The following is a 16094-nucleotide window of genomic DNA, read 5'->3' as shown; positions in this document are numbered from 1 at the left end:
TTAATATCATACCTACTCCACCCAATACGTCAACGCCACCGCAATATACCCATCACTACCTACATCTCCGCTGCTCAGCATTACGGTCTTAGATACCGCGCCATCCCAGTTACCGGCATAGGCCCCGAAGGTATAAGTACCTGCCGGAAGGTTCTCAAATTTATCTTCATCTTCCTGGCCTCCCGGATAAAAATACTCGCCGGTAGCCACATTTTGGGCCCAGTAGCCACGGAGACCGGTACTGCCGTTAACTGGCGCTCCATGAATATCTACCAGGGTTATCCGGACGCTAAAGGTGGTCGTGATGTTGTCGGCAGTGATAAAAACGGGGTTGGGGGTTTTCTCTGTGGCAGTAGCAAGGTCGCTATGTACAAAAAATAGGGTAGTCAGGCCACTGAATACGAGTGCTTTTTTCATGGTCAAAATTTTTAAAAAATAAGGGTTTAGATGATCTGTTTAAGTTAGTTTTTTTTCGGGAAACAGGATGTTATTTTATGAAGAAATTAAGCGGAGTTCGCTTGGAACCCGTCATCCGGAGATCAGTTGACAGATGTCAGAAATACCCCCATGAAAGTTCGCAAAATACCACCCTTTCTCATAAATGAACATCCTATCTTTGAAATGCATGTAAAATGATTCACTATAAAAACTTTCCTGTATGAATGCAAAAAAAATCTGGGCCAATTTCGGCGTAGCGGATTTAGACCGAACAACTAAATTCTACCAGCAACTTGGATTTAAACATAACGGCGCAAAGGAGCAGCTGACCAGTTTTTTCTTTGGAGATGATAACTTTATCATCCATTTCTTTCTGAAAGATGCGCTGGAAGCCGGCGTGCATGGATCTATCATCGAAGCAAAAGAGGCGAATGAAATAGTGTTTACACTTTCTGCAGATAGCAGGCAGGAGGTGGATGAATGGGCAATAGCGGTCAAACAGGCCGGAGGAACGCTCGTTACCCAACCGGAAGAATTCGGCCCCGGTTTCTATGGCTTTGTATTTACTGATCCGGATGGACATAAGTTTAATATATTTCTGATGTAGTAAAGATTTGTCAAAGGTTAAACAGGGCGCTTCTAAAGCGCCTTTTTTATGCCGGTATCGTTGCGTATATCTATTGCGTTGTGCAACATTATTTTTAGCAGGCATTGTTGCAATAACCTCAAATATATGCTATGACGACCTTTGTATCGCTCGCGGCGCTGCGAGCCTATGCCGGCACTCCACTGCCAAATGAAACCTGTATGTTGTTGGGATATTATGCACCAGGTGATAGGGGCGGCGGTGATTTTTATTGGGATGCGGCCTCCACAGAAAATGATAACAATGGCACCATTGTAAAAGGCAGTGCTGTCACCGGCAGATGGAAACGGCTGTACAGCGGTGATCTCTTCGCGGCCTGGTTTGGTTTGAAAGGAGATGGTACCGACGAGACCAGCCTTGTATCAGATCTTTTCAAATGGCTTCCGGATGGGTCTGTATTGGATTTTCAACAGAAGAAGATCGCTGTGTACAATACGGTTACCGGCGTTACATCCGGCGATGCTATTTCCCTGGATAAAACCATCCGGTTAAGCGGGAAAACAAACATTACGCTGAAAAACGGACGGCTATACGCTGCCAACCCTGGTGAAGCTGCCGCTAAATGCCGCTTCCCTGCTACTTTCGCGATAGACGGTTGTTCCAATATACACCTGGACGATCTGGTTTTCTATGCGAAGGGACAACATTATGGAGATGCGGATGCTTCTGTTGCCCTGGATAAGGAAGCAAGGAGGGAATTCCTGGCACAAAATGGTGGTCATGCCCTGGTCATCATCCGGTCATCCCATATTTACGCAAACAACTGCCGCTGTTATCTGGCGGGTAGTACCGGATCATTATACGTCAGTTCTTCCAGTGAAGTAGTATTATCAAATTGCCACTCCAATCCGGCTTCCGTGGGATACGCTGCCTACGCGGCAGACGCCTGGTGTGGCGACGCCGCATTGGCAGGTTTCCCCGATTTTAAAGTATATCTGAATAACTGTACCGCCTATGCCGAAAACCTGGGAACAGGCTCTGCTACCTACTGTGCGAAAGGTGGCGTGGTGATTGAAGATATAGATGTTTTCGCTTATGTAAATGGTGGATACTATGCCAACATGTGGGCCAACGGTTCTGCCCTTTTCCTGGGCAATGCTTTTTCCTGCGGGGCTTCTTCATTGTTTGTACATGATAGCATGGTAGCCGACTGTGCCACCGTACTTTACCTGTTTTCTTCCACGGCCAACGCTGCCACGGCGGTTGTAGACGGCATTACCGCAACCAACATCGGATTGTCGGCTGTATTGACCGGGGAAGAAAGTTATGGACCTGTTAACCTTACCCTGCAAAACTGTAATATCACCATTACAAGCAACAGGGTACAACCTACAGGTGTAAGACAGGAATACAGGGAATCCTCCGTATTCGGTATTCTGAAAACCTCAATTGCCGTTAATGCAGAAGTACGAAATTGTATCGTGACCGGCAACGCACAACACCTGATCATCAACACCAAAGGTATATATGGAGGAATCCGGTTGTACAACAGCAGGATAACCGTGACCGATTTTATTGCCACTTCCGATGGATGGGGCGCCGCTACAGCAGATACACCGGATGTAGGCTTGCTGATAGGAGCGAATACCATCATTAGCGTTACTTCCCCTACGGCTACTACCAGCCTGGTAAACTGGAAATCCAAATCAACCGATGGCGTTTTTACCAGGGTACGGCTAAACATGCGTGAAGCCACTATTGTAGCCAATGGAACCGCCCTGCGCCCGCTGTTGTCGTTACTGGACCCAACGGGCGGTCCGCTGATTGATTTCCTGGCTTTCCCGGATACTCTAAAAGGATGTTACCTTACTGCCAGCTATATCACACACAGGCTACGGCGACTGTTTGAGGTAACCGGCACGCAGAACATGGGACTAGCCGGAGCAAATACGGTCTGGCAGTTCAAACTGACCGGCAACCGGCCTCCTGATTTCCCTTGCCTGGTAGTAGCCGATGATAAATCATTGATTCAGGTATTCCAGCCTACCGGCGCCGGCTATACCGACGGCGGAGATGGCTCCCTCAGGGTTAGTCTCCTGTTGATGGGAGATGTAAGATCAAGGTTTACCGTCGGCAATAGCTACACTATTATTGAGTAACCATGTGGAATAAAAAGAGGAAGGCCGGAAAAATATGGTCTTCCTTTTTCTGACATACTATACCCAAGGGGAATATGTCCAAAATATAAGAGGGCATCTCAACAGTAAAGAAGTGCCCCCAAAAAGTTAGACACTTTTGGGGGCACATCATAAATAAGACGCCCTCTTTGTTAAAAATTCCTCGTTAAATAATCTGCGAAGTGGGAGGGCATTCATCCGTATAACAATTGCCCGGATGCGATGGGCAGAAGAAGGTTTCACCCGTACGGCCAGCAGGGGTTTTCACTTGTGCGGGATGCAGCGCAGCGATCCTGATTTTCTCCAACTTCAGTTTTTGCATTGTTTTCTTTTTCATGGATTAAACTTTGATGGTTGAAAAATACATAACGTAGCAGGAAAATGTTAAAACGGAATATCCGTCTTCATACCATTGAATATATCAAATTCTGTTGAGAGAAAAAAATATGTAACCCCCCACTGGATAAACATATGGAGTGGAAATCGGAAAGATTATATCAGCAAAAAATCTGCTGTGGTACATTTCAAAATAACAAACTGGATAATAAAAAAAAGTACAAAGAAAATTATCCAGCCAAAAAAGACGAAAGCATTTATCTTTAACCGGATTTATTACTATACCATGAATAAACAGTTGTTTTACAACGCCCTGACAGCCAGCAATCTGGATAAGCATAAGCCTCAGATGGACGCCCTTATGAAAGATACTATCCGGTATCATCTCACCCCGATCCAGGACTATAACGATGTACCGGCGGGCAGCTCCAGGATAGGAGGTACCCCCGATCTGCCGGAACATATAGCCTGGCCCGTTGATAATAAAGGCGACTATCTGTCGTTTATCGCTCAACTCCATCTGCCGGAAATCAAGCCTTTCGATACCTATCACATCCTCCCTGATACCGGGTATCTGTTTTTCTTTTTCGATGCGAATCAAAGTATGGGGGGATATTCCAAAGAAGAGAAGCACCTGTTCCGGGTGATTTATTTCGATGGGACCGCCGCTGAACTAAGCTTCCCCGATTTCCCCGAATCACTGAGCGACGAAGCCTGTTTTTCTCCTTGCGCACTGTCATTTGAAACGCAGGTATCCATGCCGTTTAAATGGAGCAAAGCCTTCTCTTTCCTCAGCAGCGAAGAAAGAGATGTGTACGGAGAACAGGTATGGAAAGATGAGGAAACCAATAAAACATTAGGTCATGCAGACAATCTCCAAAGCGAGATGGAAATGTTTTGCCAGATCGTAACGCATGAAGATTATACGGGCGACTTTAGCATGTTTGAAGATCCTGCCTATGACGAACTGAGAGCCAACGCCGGCGATTGGCAGTTATTACTCCAGGTAGACAGCAACCAGGAACATGCTAACATGATGTGGGCAGACATGGGCCGCTTATATTTCTGGATCAGGAAACAGGATCTGGAGAAAAAGAATTTTGATAACTGTTGGTGTGTGTTGCAGGATATGTAACATATACGATCCACGCTATAAAAAGGGTCTGTAAGTGTAAAACTTGCAGGCCCTTTTCTTTTTTGATGCCCGCATTTACCCCATATCTGGTAGAAAGACATCTTTTTGGGAACAGTCCCAAAAAGATGGGACCGTTCCCATGAAAAATAGCGCCTGAAATATTTTGCTGCGTCAGATTCTTTGGCAAAATTCGGGGCAATTCCAGCACCAACAGCATTCCGGTATTTGGGCCGGGTTTAATACCAAGATCTACAGTTATGAATAAACATCTTCTCAGAATCATGGGAATTTTCCCAATTGTCATGCTCCCCGTGTTGGTTTGGGCACAGCAGTTAACGGTAAAAGGCAGGATAACCGGCGCCGGCAGCGGCGAGGCACTGCCTGGCGTAACTGTACGGGTAAAGGGAACTACCGGCGGCGCCGTATCAACACCCGACGGAATATATTCCCTGTTGTTAAAACAACCAGATGCTACCCTGGTATTTACATTCACCGGTTATACTACACAGGAAGTAGCCGTGAATGGCAGAAATGTAATCAATGTGGTACTGCAAACAGGTAATAAAGACCTGGATGAAGTAGTGGTAGTAGGATACGGTACCCAACAGAAAGCCAATGTGGCGGGCAGTATCACTTCTGTAAAAACGGCGGACCTCAAACAAACGCCTATCTCCAACGTGGTACAAGGCCTGCAGGGCAGGGTAGCGGGTGTGCAGATCACACAAAACTCTGCGGCTCCCGGCGGTAACATCAGTATGCGTATCAGGGGGGTCAACTCTATTAATGGTACCTCAGAGCCATTATATGTAGTGGATGGTGTGCAACTGTCCAACTCGGGCGGGGTGAATGATCTCAGCGCTTTATCCATTATCAACCCGGGGGATATTGAATCCGTAGCGGTGCTGAAAGACGCTTCCTCTACGGCGATATATGGCGCCCGCGGCGCCAACGGGGTGGTGCTCATCACCACCAAACGCGGCAAGCCGGGTAAAACAACGGTGAGTTACGACGGTTATTATGGGGTACAACGTACTACCAAAAGAATGAAGATGCTGAATGCATCGGAATTTGCGGCATTGGAAAATGAAGTGTTTAAATCAAAAGTATACGACGATCCTGCTTCGCTGGGGGGAGGCGTCAACTGGCAGGACCTTATCTTCCGCGATGCGCCGATGCAGAACCACCAGGTGACTGCCTCCGGTGGCAACGAAAAAACACAGTTCGCCATGGCTGCTAACTATTTCGACCAACAGGGGGTGGTAATCAGCTCTGGTTTCAAACGCTATTCTTTCCGCCTGAATTTTGATCACCGTATCAGCAACCTGGCCAAAGTGGGTGCAAGTATCTTGACCAGTTATGTGGTGAATAATACCGTCCCTACCGGATCTTCCAGCATCGATGGGGGCGCGGTGAGCCAGAGTATCCTCGGGGCTGCTATGGCAGCGCCGCCTACCTTGCAACCCTATACGAAAGATGGAACCGTGTGGCCTTTCGGTGATCAGATGAACAGCCGTTACCGCGAAGCCGTAAACCCGCTGGGCATGGCCATGATCCTGAACAGGGACCAGATTAACCGGACACTGGGAAACCTGTACGCGGAAATTACACCGCTGAAAGGCCTGACCTATCGCGCTAATTTCAACCCTGTCTTATCTGCTTCGCTGAACGATTATTATTCACCCCGCGCCATTATCGCCAGTGGCGATCTGGCAGCCGGTGGCGGCAGCGCCAAAAAAGTAAACGGCCGTAACGTGGTATTGCTGCATGAAAGTATCCTTACCTATGAAACACGTTTCAGTAAAGAACATTACCTCAAGGCCACAGGCGTATTCGCTACTCAGTCCAATTTGGCGAATTCCAATACCATTGAAGCCAGTAAGTTCCCCAACGATGCTACGCTGAATGAAGCGCTGCAACTGGCTACAGAAAGGAATGTGAGCAGCAGCCGCTCCAAAGACCGGCTGGATTCCTATATGGGACGTATCAACTACAGCTTCCGGGATAAATACCTGCTGGACCTGATCGCTCGTGTCGACGGCTCTACGAAGTTCGGCGCTAACAACAAATACGGATTTTTCCCCGCAGCGGCAGTTGCATGGCGGGCTTCGGAAGAACCTTTTGTGAAAAACTGGGAAGCTGTCAGTAACCTTAAATTCCGTTTCAGCTACGGTCTTACGGGTAATGCCGGCGCTATCGATGCATATAAATCACTGTCCCTGCAGGGTACTTCGGGCCAATATTATTTCAACCACGGACCGGTGACGGGTATCAGGCCTACCGGCATCGCGAATAAGGACCTGAAATGGGAACGCTCTGTACAGGCCAACTTCGGCGTTGATCTGGGCTTATGGAGAGACCGGGTAAATGTGACGGCTGATATCTATCAAAAGAAAACAGACGACCTGCTGTTTGTGAGAAGTCTGCCTGCTTCATCAGGATACGGTGAGATCACCGGTAACTTCGCCAGCATGGAAAACAAAGGCGTAGAACTGGCTATAGATGCGATTGTATTGGATGGCCCCCTGAGATGGTCGGTAGCCGGTAATATCTCTGTCAACCGGAATAAACTCACCGGATTGGCGGGCGGTCTCACTGAATATGCGGTCAGCAACTACCAGGTGATGCAGGTCGGCAAGCCACTGGGTTTATTTAAAACATATGTGTTTGATGGTATCTATCAAACCGGTGAAACCGTATTGGATGGCTCTGGTAGCCGTATCGGCGGGGTGAAGGTAAGGGATCTTAATAATGATAAAATTATCAGTGCCGCTGATCAGACAATTGTGGGAGACGCCAACCCTTCTTTCACTTATGGGTTCTCTACCAATCTGAGTTATAAACAGTTTGATTTCAGCGCCTTCTTCTCCGGTATACAGGGTAATAAAGTGTACAACCTGGTACGTTATTCCTTTGAAAACCCATTGGGCAGCAGGAATCTGTATGCCGCACTGGTCGACCGCTGGTCGCCTACCAATCCTTCCAATGAATATGCAAGCGGTTTCCAGGGAGGCCGGTTACCGCTCACCGACCGTTTTATGGAAGATGGTTCTTTCCTGCGTTGTAAAAATATCACCCTCGGTTACCGTTTGCCAAAGATGAAAAGCCTTTCCGGCGCCAGGGTGTATGTGAGCGCCAACAACCTGTTTACCATCACCAACTATACCGGCTTTGATCCGGAAGTAAATACGTTCGGCAATTCCAACAAACAGATAGGGGTGGACAACCTGGTGTATCCCACCGCGCGTTCTTTCCTCGTAGGGGTACAGGTGTCGTTATGATGTTTTCATCCTTAAAAAATCTCGTCAATCATGAAATGTTTCTTTCGATATAGTATTATAGGATTGCTGGCAGTATCAGGTGCATCTTGCAGCAAACTGGATGAAACGCCGTATTCATCTATCTACACAGAAAAATTCTACCAGACAGCGGAAGACGCGGAAGCTGCGCTGGCTGCCGTATACACTAAACTGGCGGATATGTACTCCGGGCCATCCACGTTGATTGTGCCCGATTTTAGCGCCGACCAGGTATATCCCCGGCCGGTGGTGGGAAGGGATACCTACACGCTCTTCAGTTATGACCCGGAATATAGTGCAGCCGTGAGTTTTAGCCGTACCATGGAATCGCCCGTCGATATATGGTCCAATGCCTATGCCGGTATAGAAAATGCTAACTGGGTACTGCTGAAAGTACCGAATACCAAAATGACCAATGAGAAACGTAAGCAGGAAATACTGGCGGAGGCTTACTTTATGCGTGCCTTTTTTCATTGGTTCCTCACCAAAAATTTTGGTGATATCGTGATCAGGACTAAGCCCAGCCAAACAATTGAAGATGCTTATGTAGGCAAGAGCCCTAAAGCAGATGTGTATAAACAAATTTACGCCGACCTGGAAGCAGCTATCGCAGGGCTTCCTGACTACAGCGCTTCGCTTGTAAAAGGTCGCCCCAGCAAACAGGCGGCACAGGCCTTATACGCCAAAGCGGCGTTGTATGGTGAGAACTGGTCAGTGGCCTTGCAACAGGCACAGAAAGTAATCACCAGTACCACCGGTGTGGGACTGATGGACGATGTGACCGATGTGTTTAATGTAGCCAAAGAAGACGTTGCCCGGAAAGAAAACCTCTGGGCCTATGAAGCGGAATCAGTCGCCAATGGCCGTACTTCCCAGATGATGAGCCTGTACGGGCCTCCTAACAGTGCCGCGCCGGCTTATGGTAATTCTTCTTTCGGTTCTGCTTTTGCCTACCAGGCGTTTTTTGATTCTTTTGATCCGGGAGATAAACGCCGCCAGCTGATGGATACCAATTATGTGAATAAACAGGGATCGGTGGTCCCTCAGGCATCTATTACGCCTGTCACCAAAAAAGCGGTGCTGGTAAGGAAATACGCAGATCCCAATTCTGTTGGCGGCGCTCATGCTACCAATATTCAAATATTACGGATGGCAGATGTATACCTGATTGCTGCCGAAGCAGAAGCCCGTTTAAACGGTGCTACCGGTGACGCCTATACGTATATCAATAAAGTGCGCAATCGTGCCGGGCTGGGTAACCTCACGGCAGGACTGGCGGCAGATGCCTTTATTGCCGCTGTTTTACAGGAGCGGAGCTGGGAATTGTATGCCGAAGGCGACCGCTGGTATGACTTATCCCGTACAGATACCTACCGCCAGGTAATACCGCGTGCGGTGAATGATGTATTCCCGGTAAGAAATCCGCAGGCGAGAAACCGGTATTTCCCGATTCCGCAAACGGAGGTCAATGCCAACGATAAACTGCAGCAGAATGCGGGCTGGTAAGTGGCTGCTGATCGGGTGTTGTATGGCGTCTTTACACGCCGGCGCGCAGCACCGCAGCGTGTTCCTGGCGGCAGGGCAAAGTAATGCTGTGGGCAAAGGCGACCAGGCACGATCGCTCATCTGTGAGTCCGGTACGGCATATGAATATAAATGGAAAACAGATACATTAGTATCACTGAAAGATCCGGTTGGCGAGTCTTACCGGCAGTTGGAACAAGCCGGCACCGGCAGTGTATGGCCGGCCTTTGCAGCGGCATGGCATCAGCGTACAGGCGATACCGTGATAATCGTGCCGGCGGCCAGGGGCGGGGCCAGTTGTCACCCGAAAGCCAGGCTGGGCGCCATGGACACCTGGGATACCACCGGCTCGCTGTTTGAAGCGGCAGTCGGCAAAACTACCGCCGTACTGCAAAAAAGTAAGGGCGTACTCAAAGGTATTATCTGGTTACAGGGAGAAAGAGATGCCAACGCCATCAACAGCGGGAACTTGACAACGGCGGAATACCAGTCCGCATTAATTGGCCTGATTCAGCGGTTTCGCGCTTCACTGGGAAATAAGGTGCCGTTTTTTATTGTACAGACGGGCAACTACTCCGGCCATCCGGTAGCGGGGTTTGAGGAGGTAAGAAAAGCACAACAGGCGGTGGCCCGGAAATTGCCGGCAGTGATGATCGTATACCGTGATACGCCTTCGTTTCCCACCAAAAAATGGATGACGGACGATATACATTACAACCAGGAAGGCTTAAATGATATAGGGCGGGTAATAGCGAAAGAGATAAAATAACAGCTTTACCAATGGATGAACTCAACAGACGCAATTTTATACGGAAGACAGGCATCCTGGCAATGGGTGCCGTCTTTCCATTTACGTCTTCCATCAACCCGGACGACTATGACATCGTTGTTTACGGCGGCACCAGTGGCGGCGTAATGGCAGCCATCCAGGCTGCCCGTATGGGTAAAAAGGTGGCGTTGATTGAGCCGGGCAAACACCTGGGCGGCCTCACCAGCGGCGGCCTTGGCTGGGTGGATGTAGGTGATCCGCATACGATAGGAGGACTATCACGCGAGTATTTTCACCGGGTTTGGCAACATTACCAGGCAGATAAAGCCTGGAAATGGGAGCAAAAGCACCCTATGGCCGAACAACATCCGCCCCTGGCACCGGATGATCAAACCATGTGGATTGTGGAGCCATCTGTGGCTGAACACCTGTTTGATCAGATGGCTGCGGAAGCAAAGGTGACTATCGTGCGGAACGAAAGACTGAATTGCAGGAGTGGAGTGGAGATGAAGGAACGAAACATCACCCGTATCCGGATGGAATCGGGGCGTATGTTCCGGGCAAAGATGTTTATCGACGCTACTTATGAGGGAGATCTGATGGCGGCTGCCGGAGTATCCTATACCGTGGGCCGGGAGCCCAACAGCCGGTATGGGGAAAAGAACAACGGTATCCGTCCTTTACCGCTGCCGGGCCGCTTCCCGGAAGGGATCGATCCTTATAGGGTAAAGGGAGATCCTGCCAGTGGTTTGCTTCCCCGTGTATACCCCGATTGGGGAGGAAAGGTAGGCGAGGGCGACAAAGGGGTACAGGCTTACAACTACCGGCTATGCCTGACGAAAGTGCCTGAAAACCGCGTGTTTATTGAAAAACCAGCTGGTTATCACGAAGAACAATATGAACTCCTTTTCCGCTTTATTGAAGCGGGCGGCATGGAAGGGGAGTTTTTTAAAACCGCATTCGGAGGCAGTTTCCTGAAGCTGGACCTGCTGCCCAACGGTAAAACCGATACTAACAACAACGGCTATATTTCCACAGATTTTGTAGGTATGAACTGGGCCTATCCGGAAGCAGACTATGCTACCCGGGAGCGGATGGCTCGTCTGCACGAACAATGGCAACGCGGACTGATATGGACCTTACAGCATCATCCCCGTATTCCGGAAGCGGTGCGTCGCCAATATGCGCCCTGGGGCTTAGCGAAAGATGAGTTTACCGATACGGGGCATTGGCCTTTTCAGCTATACATACGCGAGGCACGCCGTATGATCAGCGATGTGGTGATTACGGAGCATACGGCGTTGGGCAAGGAGGTGGCGGCCGATCCGGTGGGACTGGGTTCATATCATATGGATTCCCATGCGATAAAACTGTTTGTATCGCCCAAAGGCTTCGTCACCAGTGAGGGTGGGATGTTTGTGCATATACCGGCGCCTTTTGGTATCAGCTATCGGGCTATCATACCCAAGCGGGGTGAATGCGGGAACCTGCTGGTACCCATATGCGTTTCCGTTACCCACGCAGCCTATGGGTCTGTGCGGATGGAGCCGGTTTTTATGGTGCTGGGACAGTCTGCCGCTACTGCGGCGAGTCTGGCGATAGACCTCCATACGACTGTGCAAGAGGTGCCGTATGACCTGCTGCGCGCACGTTTATTGAAAGACAAACAGCTTATTTCAGATATTTAATCAGTAAACATGATACAAAAACTCAGGTCAGCATTGCTGGCCGTTTCCACGTTATTAATCGCCGTATCGCCGGCTGATGCGCAGGATGCCGGGTTTCGTCCCGCTGCGCACTGGGTATGCGTCAACCAGACCGGCTACAGTACCCGGGCGCCTAAACGTTTTACCGTACCCACTGCCCTGGAAGGCAGTGTAGATTTTTATATTACCGCGGAAGGGGTCAATACGCCGCTCTATAAGGGAAAGACCTTTAAAGGAACCGGTGACTTTACCGGTTTCCGGCCGGCAGATCCGCAGCGGTCCTATGTGATCCATGTTAAAGGCGGAAATTTACCGGAGGGAGTATCCTATCCTTTCCGGATTGCCCCTTTCCTGATAGAAAAAGAAGGACTGGCGCCTTCTGTATGGTTCATGAATGATAGCCGCAGCGTGACAGGCACGCATCATTCTGCCTATGGTGGCTGTCCCTGGCGGGATGGTACCTACTATTCCTACGAGGCGCCTTCCCTGGTATGGATGTACCTGTCCAACCCCGCAGCCTACAACGCCATGCCGGCCACCGTTTCCTACGATAGCCTGAAAAAAATGGTGATGGACCCTGGCTTCAAACTGGTTCCCGGCCGGCTCGATGAAACTGCGCTCGCATCTGCCCGTAAATATTTTACAACGATAGATAAACCACTGCGCAGCCAGGTGCCGGATGTGCTTATGAACCTGCATTGGGGTATCGGTTATTACCTGGTGAACCCGGAAACGAAAGACCCCAGCGGAGATCCGCTGCCCCGGCAACTGCATCCGCAAACGCTCGCACAATTTGCATTTTTCCTATATGCGTACCCGTATGTGGACACCTGGTTCTCAAAGGAGATGTATCAGCAGGCCTGGCAGTTCACCCGCAGCAATTGGGCGAAGGTGGGCCTGCTGGATGTACAGCGGGAAGTAGGTAGCTCCAAAGGCCGCCATGCGCCGGGATTTTCCGTGTTGCCCAATCTCCTGATGTATGAAGTGGCTAAACGGGAAGGGTGGGCCGATACGGCTATTTATATGCAGGCGGTCAACAAACAGGTGGCCTGGATCGTGGATTCGCTGAATTTCGAAGACCCCCTGGTAACGAAAGGACAGCGCATGAGCGAGCATATGCTGATGTCCGGCATCGCTGTTTACCTGCTGCGTTACAAAGACCGCGCACCTGCCGGGCTGCAACAAAAAATTGAACAATGGGCGGATATTGCGATCAGCCGGTCTGATAATGCCTGGGACTTTAGAAAGTACACCCGGGATACCTCCTGGGCGGTACCGGAATACAATGAAGTGGGCAATGTGGCAGGTTTCCCGGCTTCCGCACTGCTGGCGGCGGCTATCGTGAAAGACCCTGCCAAAAAACTTCGCCTGGAACAGCTGGCCTATGCGCATTTCGATAACCTGTATGGTCGTAATCCACTTAACGCACATGCTGCCCATCACCCGGAAAGAGGATTCAAAGGCATTTCCAAAGGCTATCCCAAAGGTTTTCCGGATGACGTTACCGCCCGGCTGGAATTATGCCGCGGCTCACTGAGTTGTTTGCCGGGAACGGAAATGTATCCTTTTAATCCGCAAGGGAAGGACCGGCACCTGGAGGGATGGATTGCCCACAATACGGCATGGAATATGAGTCTGGCTGTATTGAACTGGTACGATAACCACCCGGTATCCCTTACCCGTAAAAAGGACGGTCTGTATATTGTTTGGGAGGCACCGGTAACAGGCCCACTAACACTTACCGTGCTTGTCAATGATGTGAAAAAGGGGGTAATGACGCTGCCGGAAAACAATGCCACATTCAAGGGTGTGTTGAAAACAGCCGCCTCCTCCCTGGTGCTGGACGGTAAAAAGGTGCCGGTTAAAAAAGGGGACCGTATTGCGGTGGCTTATGGAGACGGGTTTTTGGAAAAGAAAATGGAGCTGGCGTATTAATAAAAGAAAATCCCCTGAAAAACGTTTCAGGGGATTTTTATGTGAAGTATACTCTACATATCAATAAAAAATGAAATCTACTATAAAAAGACGTTAAATTTTATACCTTTATCACTGGCCAATATTTACTTAAGCAACAAGTGAGCGTGCATAATGAACATGTCAGGTGAGCGGGATGAACATACACTACTGAAATTGGCTGCAGCAGGGAATGACACAGCTTTTGAACTACTTTTTATGAAGTACAGGCAGAAGTTGTATGGTTTTATGCTGCAGTTGAACGGCTCTCCCGTGGCGGCAGAAGATGTGGTACAGGAGGTGTTTTTCAAGCTCTGGAAAGAGCGGGATAAACTGGCTGCCATCACGCATTTCAGCAGTTACCTTTTCCGGATGGCACAAAACCGGGCCATCAACGATTTTCGGAAAATGGCCAGGGCTACGCTGTTACCCATAGAAGAAGCAGGGCACCCCGAAACTACTCCCTCATCAGCTCCCCATGAAGAAATAGCCTTTAAGGCATTACGGGAGCGGGTGCACGAAATCGTTAACTCCCTGCCTCCGCAGCAACGTAAGGTATACCTGCTGAACCGCGAACAGGGCCTGAAGCATGAAGAAATTGCCAGGCTGCTGGATATATCTCCTTCTACCGTTAATAAACACCTGGTACAGGCGCTCAAAGCCCTCCGTACCGGTTTGGGTGAGCATACCGACCTGTTGCCGGTATTCTTCCTCCTGATGGCGACTGTATAGCCTCAAAAAAAATTTTCAAATCCACTAGACATATCCTGTCGTTTTATTGTCTTTATAGTATCACAGGGCATTTACAGCCACTGGGAGCCACTATTAAATCCTGTTTTCCATGTCCGAAGGGAGAATACATGACCTGGCGGTAAAATTTTTTCAGCAGACCTGTACGCCTGCGGAAAAGATTGAACTCGCCCAATGGATAGAACAATCTGCCGGTGACGCTGAGTTACAGCAGCTGCTGGAGCGTGTATGGGCAGATTATGAGCCGCAGGCACAGCTCACAGACGAGGTCTCTTCCCGGATCATCGGAGACATCTTAGGCAGGCAGGATATTGAAGCCGCAACGCCCCGGGTTCGCCCGATGCGTAAGTGGTTCGGCTATGCTGCTGCTGCAGTAACGGTGGTAGCGCTGGCAGGAGGGTATACCCGCTGGAAAGCAGGACAACCCGCAAAACCGGCAGTGGTAAAGGTGGCGGAGAAGAAGGTGCCCCAACCGGGTGGTAACAAGGCCACCCTGACCATGGCCGACGGTTCGGTGGTACCATTGGATAGTACGCTGAATGGCGCTGTCATGGCCCAGCATAATGTCCGTATCGTTAAAACGGACAGTGGACTGGTCACCTATCAGCAGCTGACAGCCCCGGATGCAAGGCCAGTCTATAACACGCTGACAGTTCCCCGGGGCGGGCAGTTTAGCCTGGTATTGGCAGACGGCAGCAAGGTATGGCTTAATGCCCAGAGCAGCCTGCGTTATCCGGTATCCTTCAGTGAAGGTACACGCACCGTGGACCTTTCCGGGGAAGCCTACTTTGAAGTATCGGCCAGCTCGAAACAGCCGTTCGTCGTGAAAGTGAACGATATGGAGCTAACGGTACTGGGCACCAGTTTTAATGTGATGGCTTATCCGGATGAAACGTTGGTGAACACCACGTTGCTGACCGGTAAAGTGGTGGTAAAACACGGACAAACCAGCCTGCCGCTCCAAAAGGGCTACCAGGCGGTATTAAACCGGAATACCGGGAAGTTGACCAGCACGCCGGTCAACACCAGCGAAGCGGTAGCCTGGAAAAATGGCCGTTTTATTTTTAACGGCGCCACCGTCCAAGAAATCATGCGGCAATTAGGCCGCTGGTATAATATAGAAGTAGTGTATGCAGGAGAAGTGAATGAACAGTTCTATGCCGAAATCCCGCGTTTTGCCAATGCTGCGGAAGCATGCAGAATACTGGAACTCACCGGCAAGGTACATTTCCGGCTCGATGGACAGCGTGTGACAGTGTATCCCTGACCTACCATGAATAAAGAGACGAACCAACCATTCGTATAAACGTTCCCGTAAAAAAATCCTGTCCACTACTAATGAACAGGATTGGTGCCTGGTGCTACTAACACCAGGCACTACGGGTAATTTTAAAACATCACGCTGATGATCATTTTTTAATCAC

The 16094-nt window shown here is 49.7% G+C and carries 12 protein-coding genes; 10 read left to right on the top strand and 2 right to left on the bottom strand.

Annotated elements, in window-relative coordinates:
• Window positions 1-12: 12 nt before the first annotated feature.
• Window positions 13-417: a hypothetical protein gene (locus ICL07_RS02045; protein WP_188086283.1), complete on the bottom strand. Its 405-nt coding sequence runs from the start codon at window positions 415-417 to the stop codon at window positions 13-15.
• Between the two features lie 241 nt (window positions 418-658).
• On the opposite strand from ICL07_RS02045, the gene ICL07_RS02040 reads away from it, so the two are divergent.
• Window positions 659-1045 (top strand): VOC family protein, encoded by a 387-nt coding sequence (locus ICL07_RS02040; protein ID WP_188086282.1) that lies wholly within the window; start codon window positions 659-661, stop codon window positions 1043-1045.
• 131 nt (window positions 1046-1176) lie between these two features.
• Window positions 1177-3183, top strand: a complete 2007-nt coding sequence (locus ICL07_RS02035) for a hypothetical protein (RefSeq protein ID WP_188086281.1) — start codon at window positions 1177-1179, stop codon at window positions 3181-3183.
• 184 nt (window positions 3184-3367) lie between these two features.
• Here the strand turns inward: ICL07_RS02035 and ICL07_RS02030 are convergent, their stop codons facing one another.
• Window positions 3368-3538: a hypothetical protein gene (locus ICL07_RS02030; RefSeq protein ID WP_188086280.1), complete on the bottom strand. Its 171-nt coding sequence runs from the start codon at window positions 3536-3538 to the stop codon at window positions 3368-3370.
• A gap of 285 nt (window positions 3539-3823) precedes the next feature.
• Between ICL07_RS02030 and ICL07_RS02025 the strand changes: the two genes are divergently transcribed.
• From ICL07_RS02025 to ICL07_RS01990, 8 genes are all read left to right on the top strand, one after another.
• The gene (locus ICL07_RS02025; RefSeq protein ID WP_188086279.1) at window positions 3824-4672 is read left to right on the top strand and encodes a YwqG family protein; all 849 of its coding nucleotides are present in this window, start codon (window positions 3824-3826) and stop codon (window positions 4670-4672) included.
• A gap of 281 nt (window positions 4673-4953) precedes the next feature.
• Window positions 4954-7950: a SusC/RagA family TonB-linked outer membrane protein gene (locus tag ICL07_RS02020; protein ID WP_246484958.1), complete on the top strand. Its 2997-nt coding sequence runs from the start codon at window positions 4954-4956 to the stop codon at window positions 7948-7950.
• 30 nt (window positions 7951-7980) lie between these two features.
• Window positions 7981-9474, top strand: a complete 1494-nt coding sequence (locus tag ICL07_RS02015; RefSeq protein ID WP_188086277.1) for a RagB/SusD family nutrient uptake outer membrane protein — start codon at window positions 7981-7983, stop codon at window positions 9472-9474.
• Window positions 9437-10261: a sialate O-acetylesterase gene (locus ICL07_RS02010; protein WP_188086276.1), complete on the top strand. Its 825-nt coding sequence runs from the start codon at window positions 9437-9439 to the stop codon at window positions 10259-10261. Before ICL07_RS02015 ends, ICL07_RS02010 begins: the two co-directional genes overlap by 38 nt.
• Before the next feature lie 11 nt (window positions 10262-10272).
• A complete protein-coding gene (locus ICL07_RS02005) occupies window positions 10273-11949 on the top strand; it encodes an FAD-dependent oxidoreductase (protein ID WP_188086275.1) in 1677 nt (558 codons plus the stop codon).
• 9 nt (window positions 11950-11958) lie between these two features.
• A complete protein-coding gene (locus ICL07_RS02000; RefSeq protein ID WP_188086274.1) occupies window positions 11959-13902 on the top strand; it encodes an early set domain-containing protein in 1944 nt (647 codons plus the stop codon).
• Between the two features lie 153 nt (window positions 13903-14055).
• Window positions 14056-14652 carry an RNA polymerase sigma factor gene (locus ICL07_RS01995; protein ID WP_343070956.1) on the top strand — a complete coding sequence of 199 codons (597 nt, stop codon included), beginning with the start codon at window positions 14056-14058 and terminating at the stop codon, window positions 14650-14652.
• A 109-nt stretch (window positions 14653-14761) separates the two neighbouring features.
• The gene (locus ICL07_RS01990) at window positions 14762-15937 is read left to right on the top strand and encodes a FecR family protein (protein ID WP_188086272.1); all 1176 of its coding nucleotides are present in this window, start codon (window positions 14762-14764) and stop codon (window positions 15935-15937) included.
• Window positions 15938-16094: the final 157 nt, after the last annotated feature.

Source organism: Chitinophaga qingshengii (assembly GCF_014529935.1).
Taxonomy (GTDB): Bacteria; Bacteroidota; Bacteroidia; order Chitinophagales; family Chitinophagaceae; genus Chitinophaga; species Chitinophaga qingshengii.
Note: the sequence above shows the minus strand (reverse complement) of the source record. Positions and strands in the feature narration are given on the sequence as shown.

What these genes read in the sequence shown, in the direction of transcription:
- ICL07_RS02005 (WP_188086275.1), top strand. Translation starts at nt 10,273, where the DNA reads ATGGATGAACTCAACAGACGCAATTTTATACGGAAGACAGGCATCCTG.
- ICL07_RS02030 (WP_188086280.1), bottom strand. Translation starts at nt 3,538, where the DNA reads ATGAAAAAGAAAACAATGCAAAAACTGAAGTTGGAGAAAATCAGGATC.
- ICL07_RS02015 (WP_188086277.1), top strand. Translation starts at nt 7,981, where the DNA reads ATGAAATGTTTCTTTCGATATAGTATTATAGGATTGCTGGCAGTATCA.
- ICL07_RS02045 (WP_188086283.1), bottom strand. Translation starts at nt 417, where the DNA reads ATGAAAAAAGCACTCGTATTCAGTGGCCTGACTACCCTATTTTTTGTA.
- ICL07_RS02010 (WP_188086276.1), top strand. Translation starts at nt 9,437, where the DNA reads ATGCCAACGATAAACTGCAGCAGAATGCGGGCTGGTAAGTGGCTGCTG.
- ICL07_RS01990 (WP_188086272.1), top strand. Translation starts at nt 14,762, where the DNA reads ATGTCCGAAGGGAGAATACATGACCTGGCGGTAAAATTTTTTCAGCAG.
- ICL07_RS01995 (WP_343070956.1), top strand. Translation starts at nt 14,056, where the DNA reads ATGAACATGTCAGGTGAGCGGGATGAACATACACTACTGAAATTGGCT.
- ICL07_RS02025 (WP_188086279.1), top strand. Translation starts at nt 3,824, where the DNA reads ATGAATAAACAGTTGTTTTACAACGCCCTGACAGCCAGCAATCTGGAT.
- ICL07_RS02040 (WP_188086282.1), top strand. Translation starts at nt 659, where the DNA reads ATGAATGCAAAAAAAATCTGGGCCAATTTCGGCGTAGCGGATTTAGAC.
- ICL07_RS02020 (WP_246484958.1), top strand. Translation starts at nt 4,954, where the DNA reads ATGGGAATTTTCCCAATTGTCATGCTCCCCGTGTTGGTTTGGGCACAG.
- ICL07_RS02000 (WP_188086274.1), top strand. Translation starts at nt 11,959, where the DNA reads ATGATACAAAAACTCAGGTCAGCATTGCTGGCCGTTTCCACGTTATTA.
- ICL07_RS02035 (WP_188086281.1), top strand. Translation starts at nt 1,177, where the DNA reads ATGACGACCTTTGTATCGCTCGCGGCGCTGCGAGCCTATGCCGGCACT.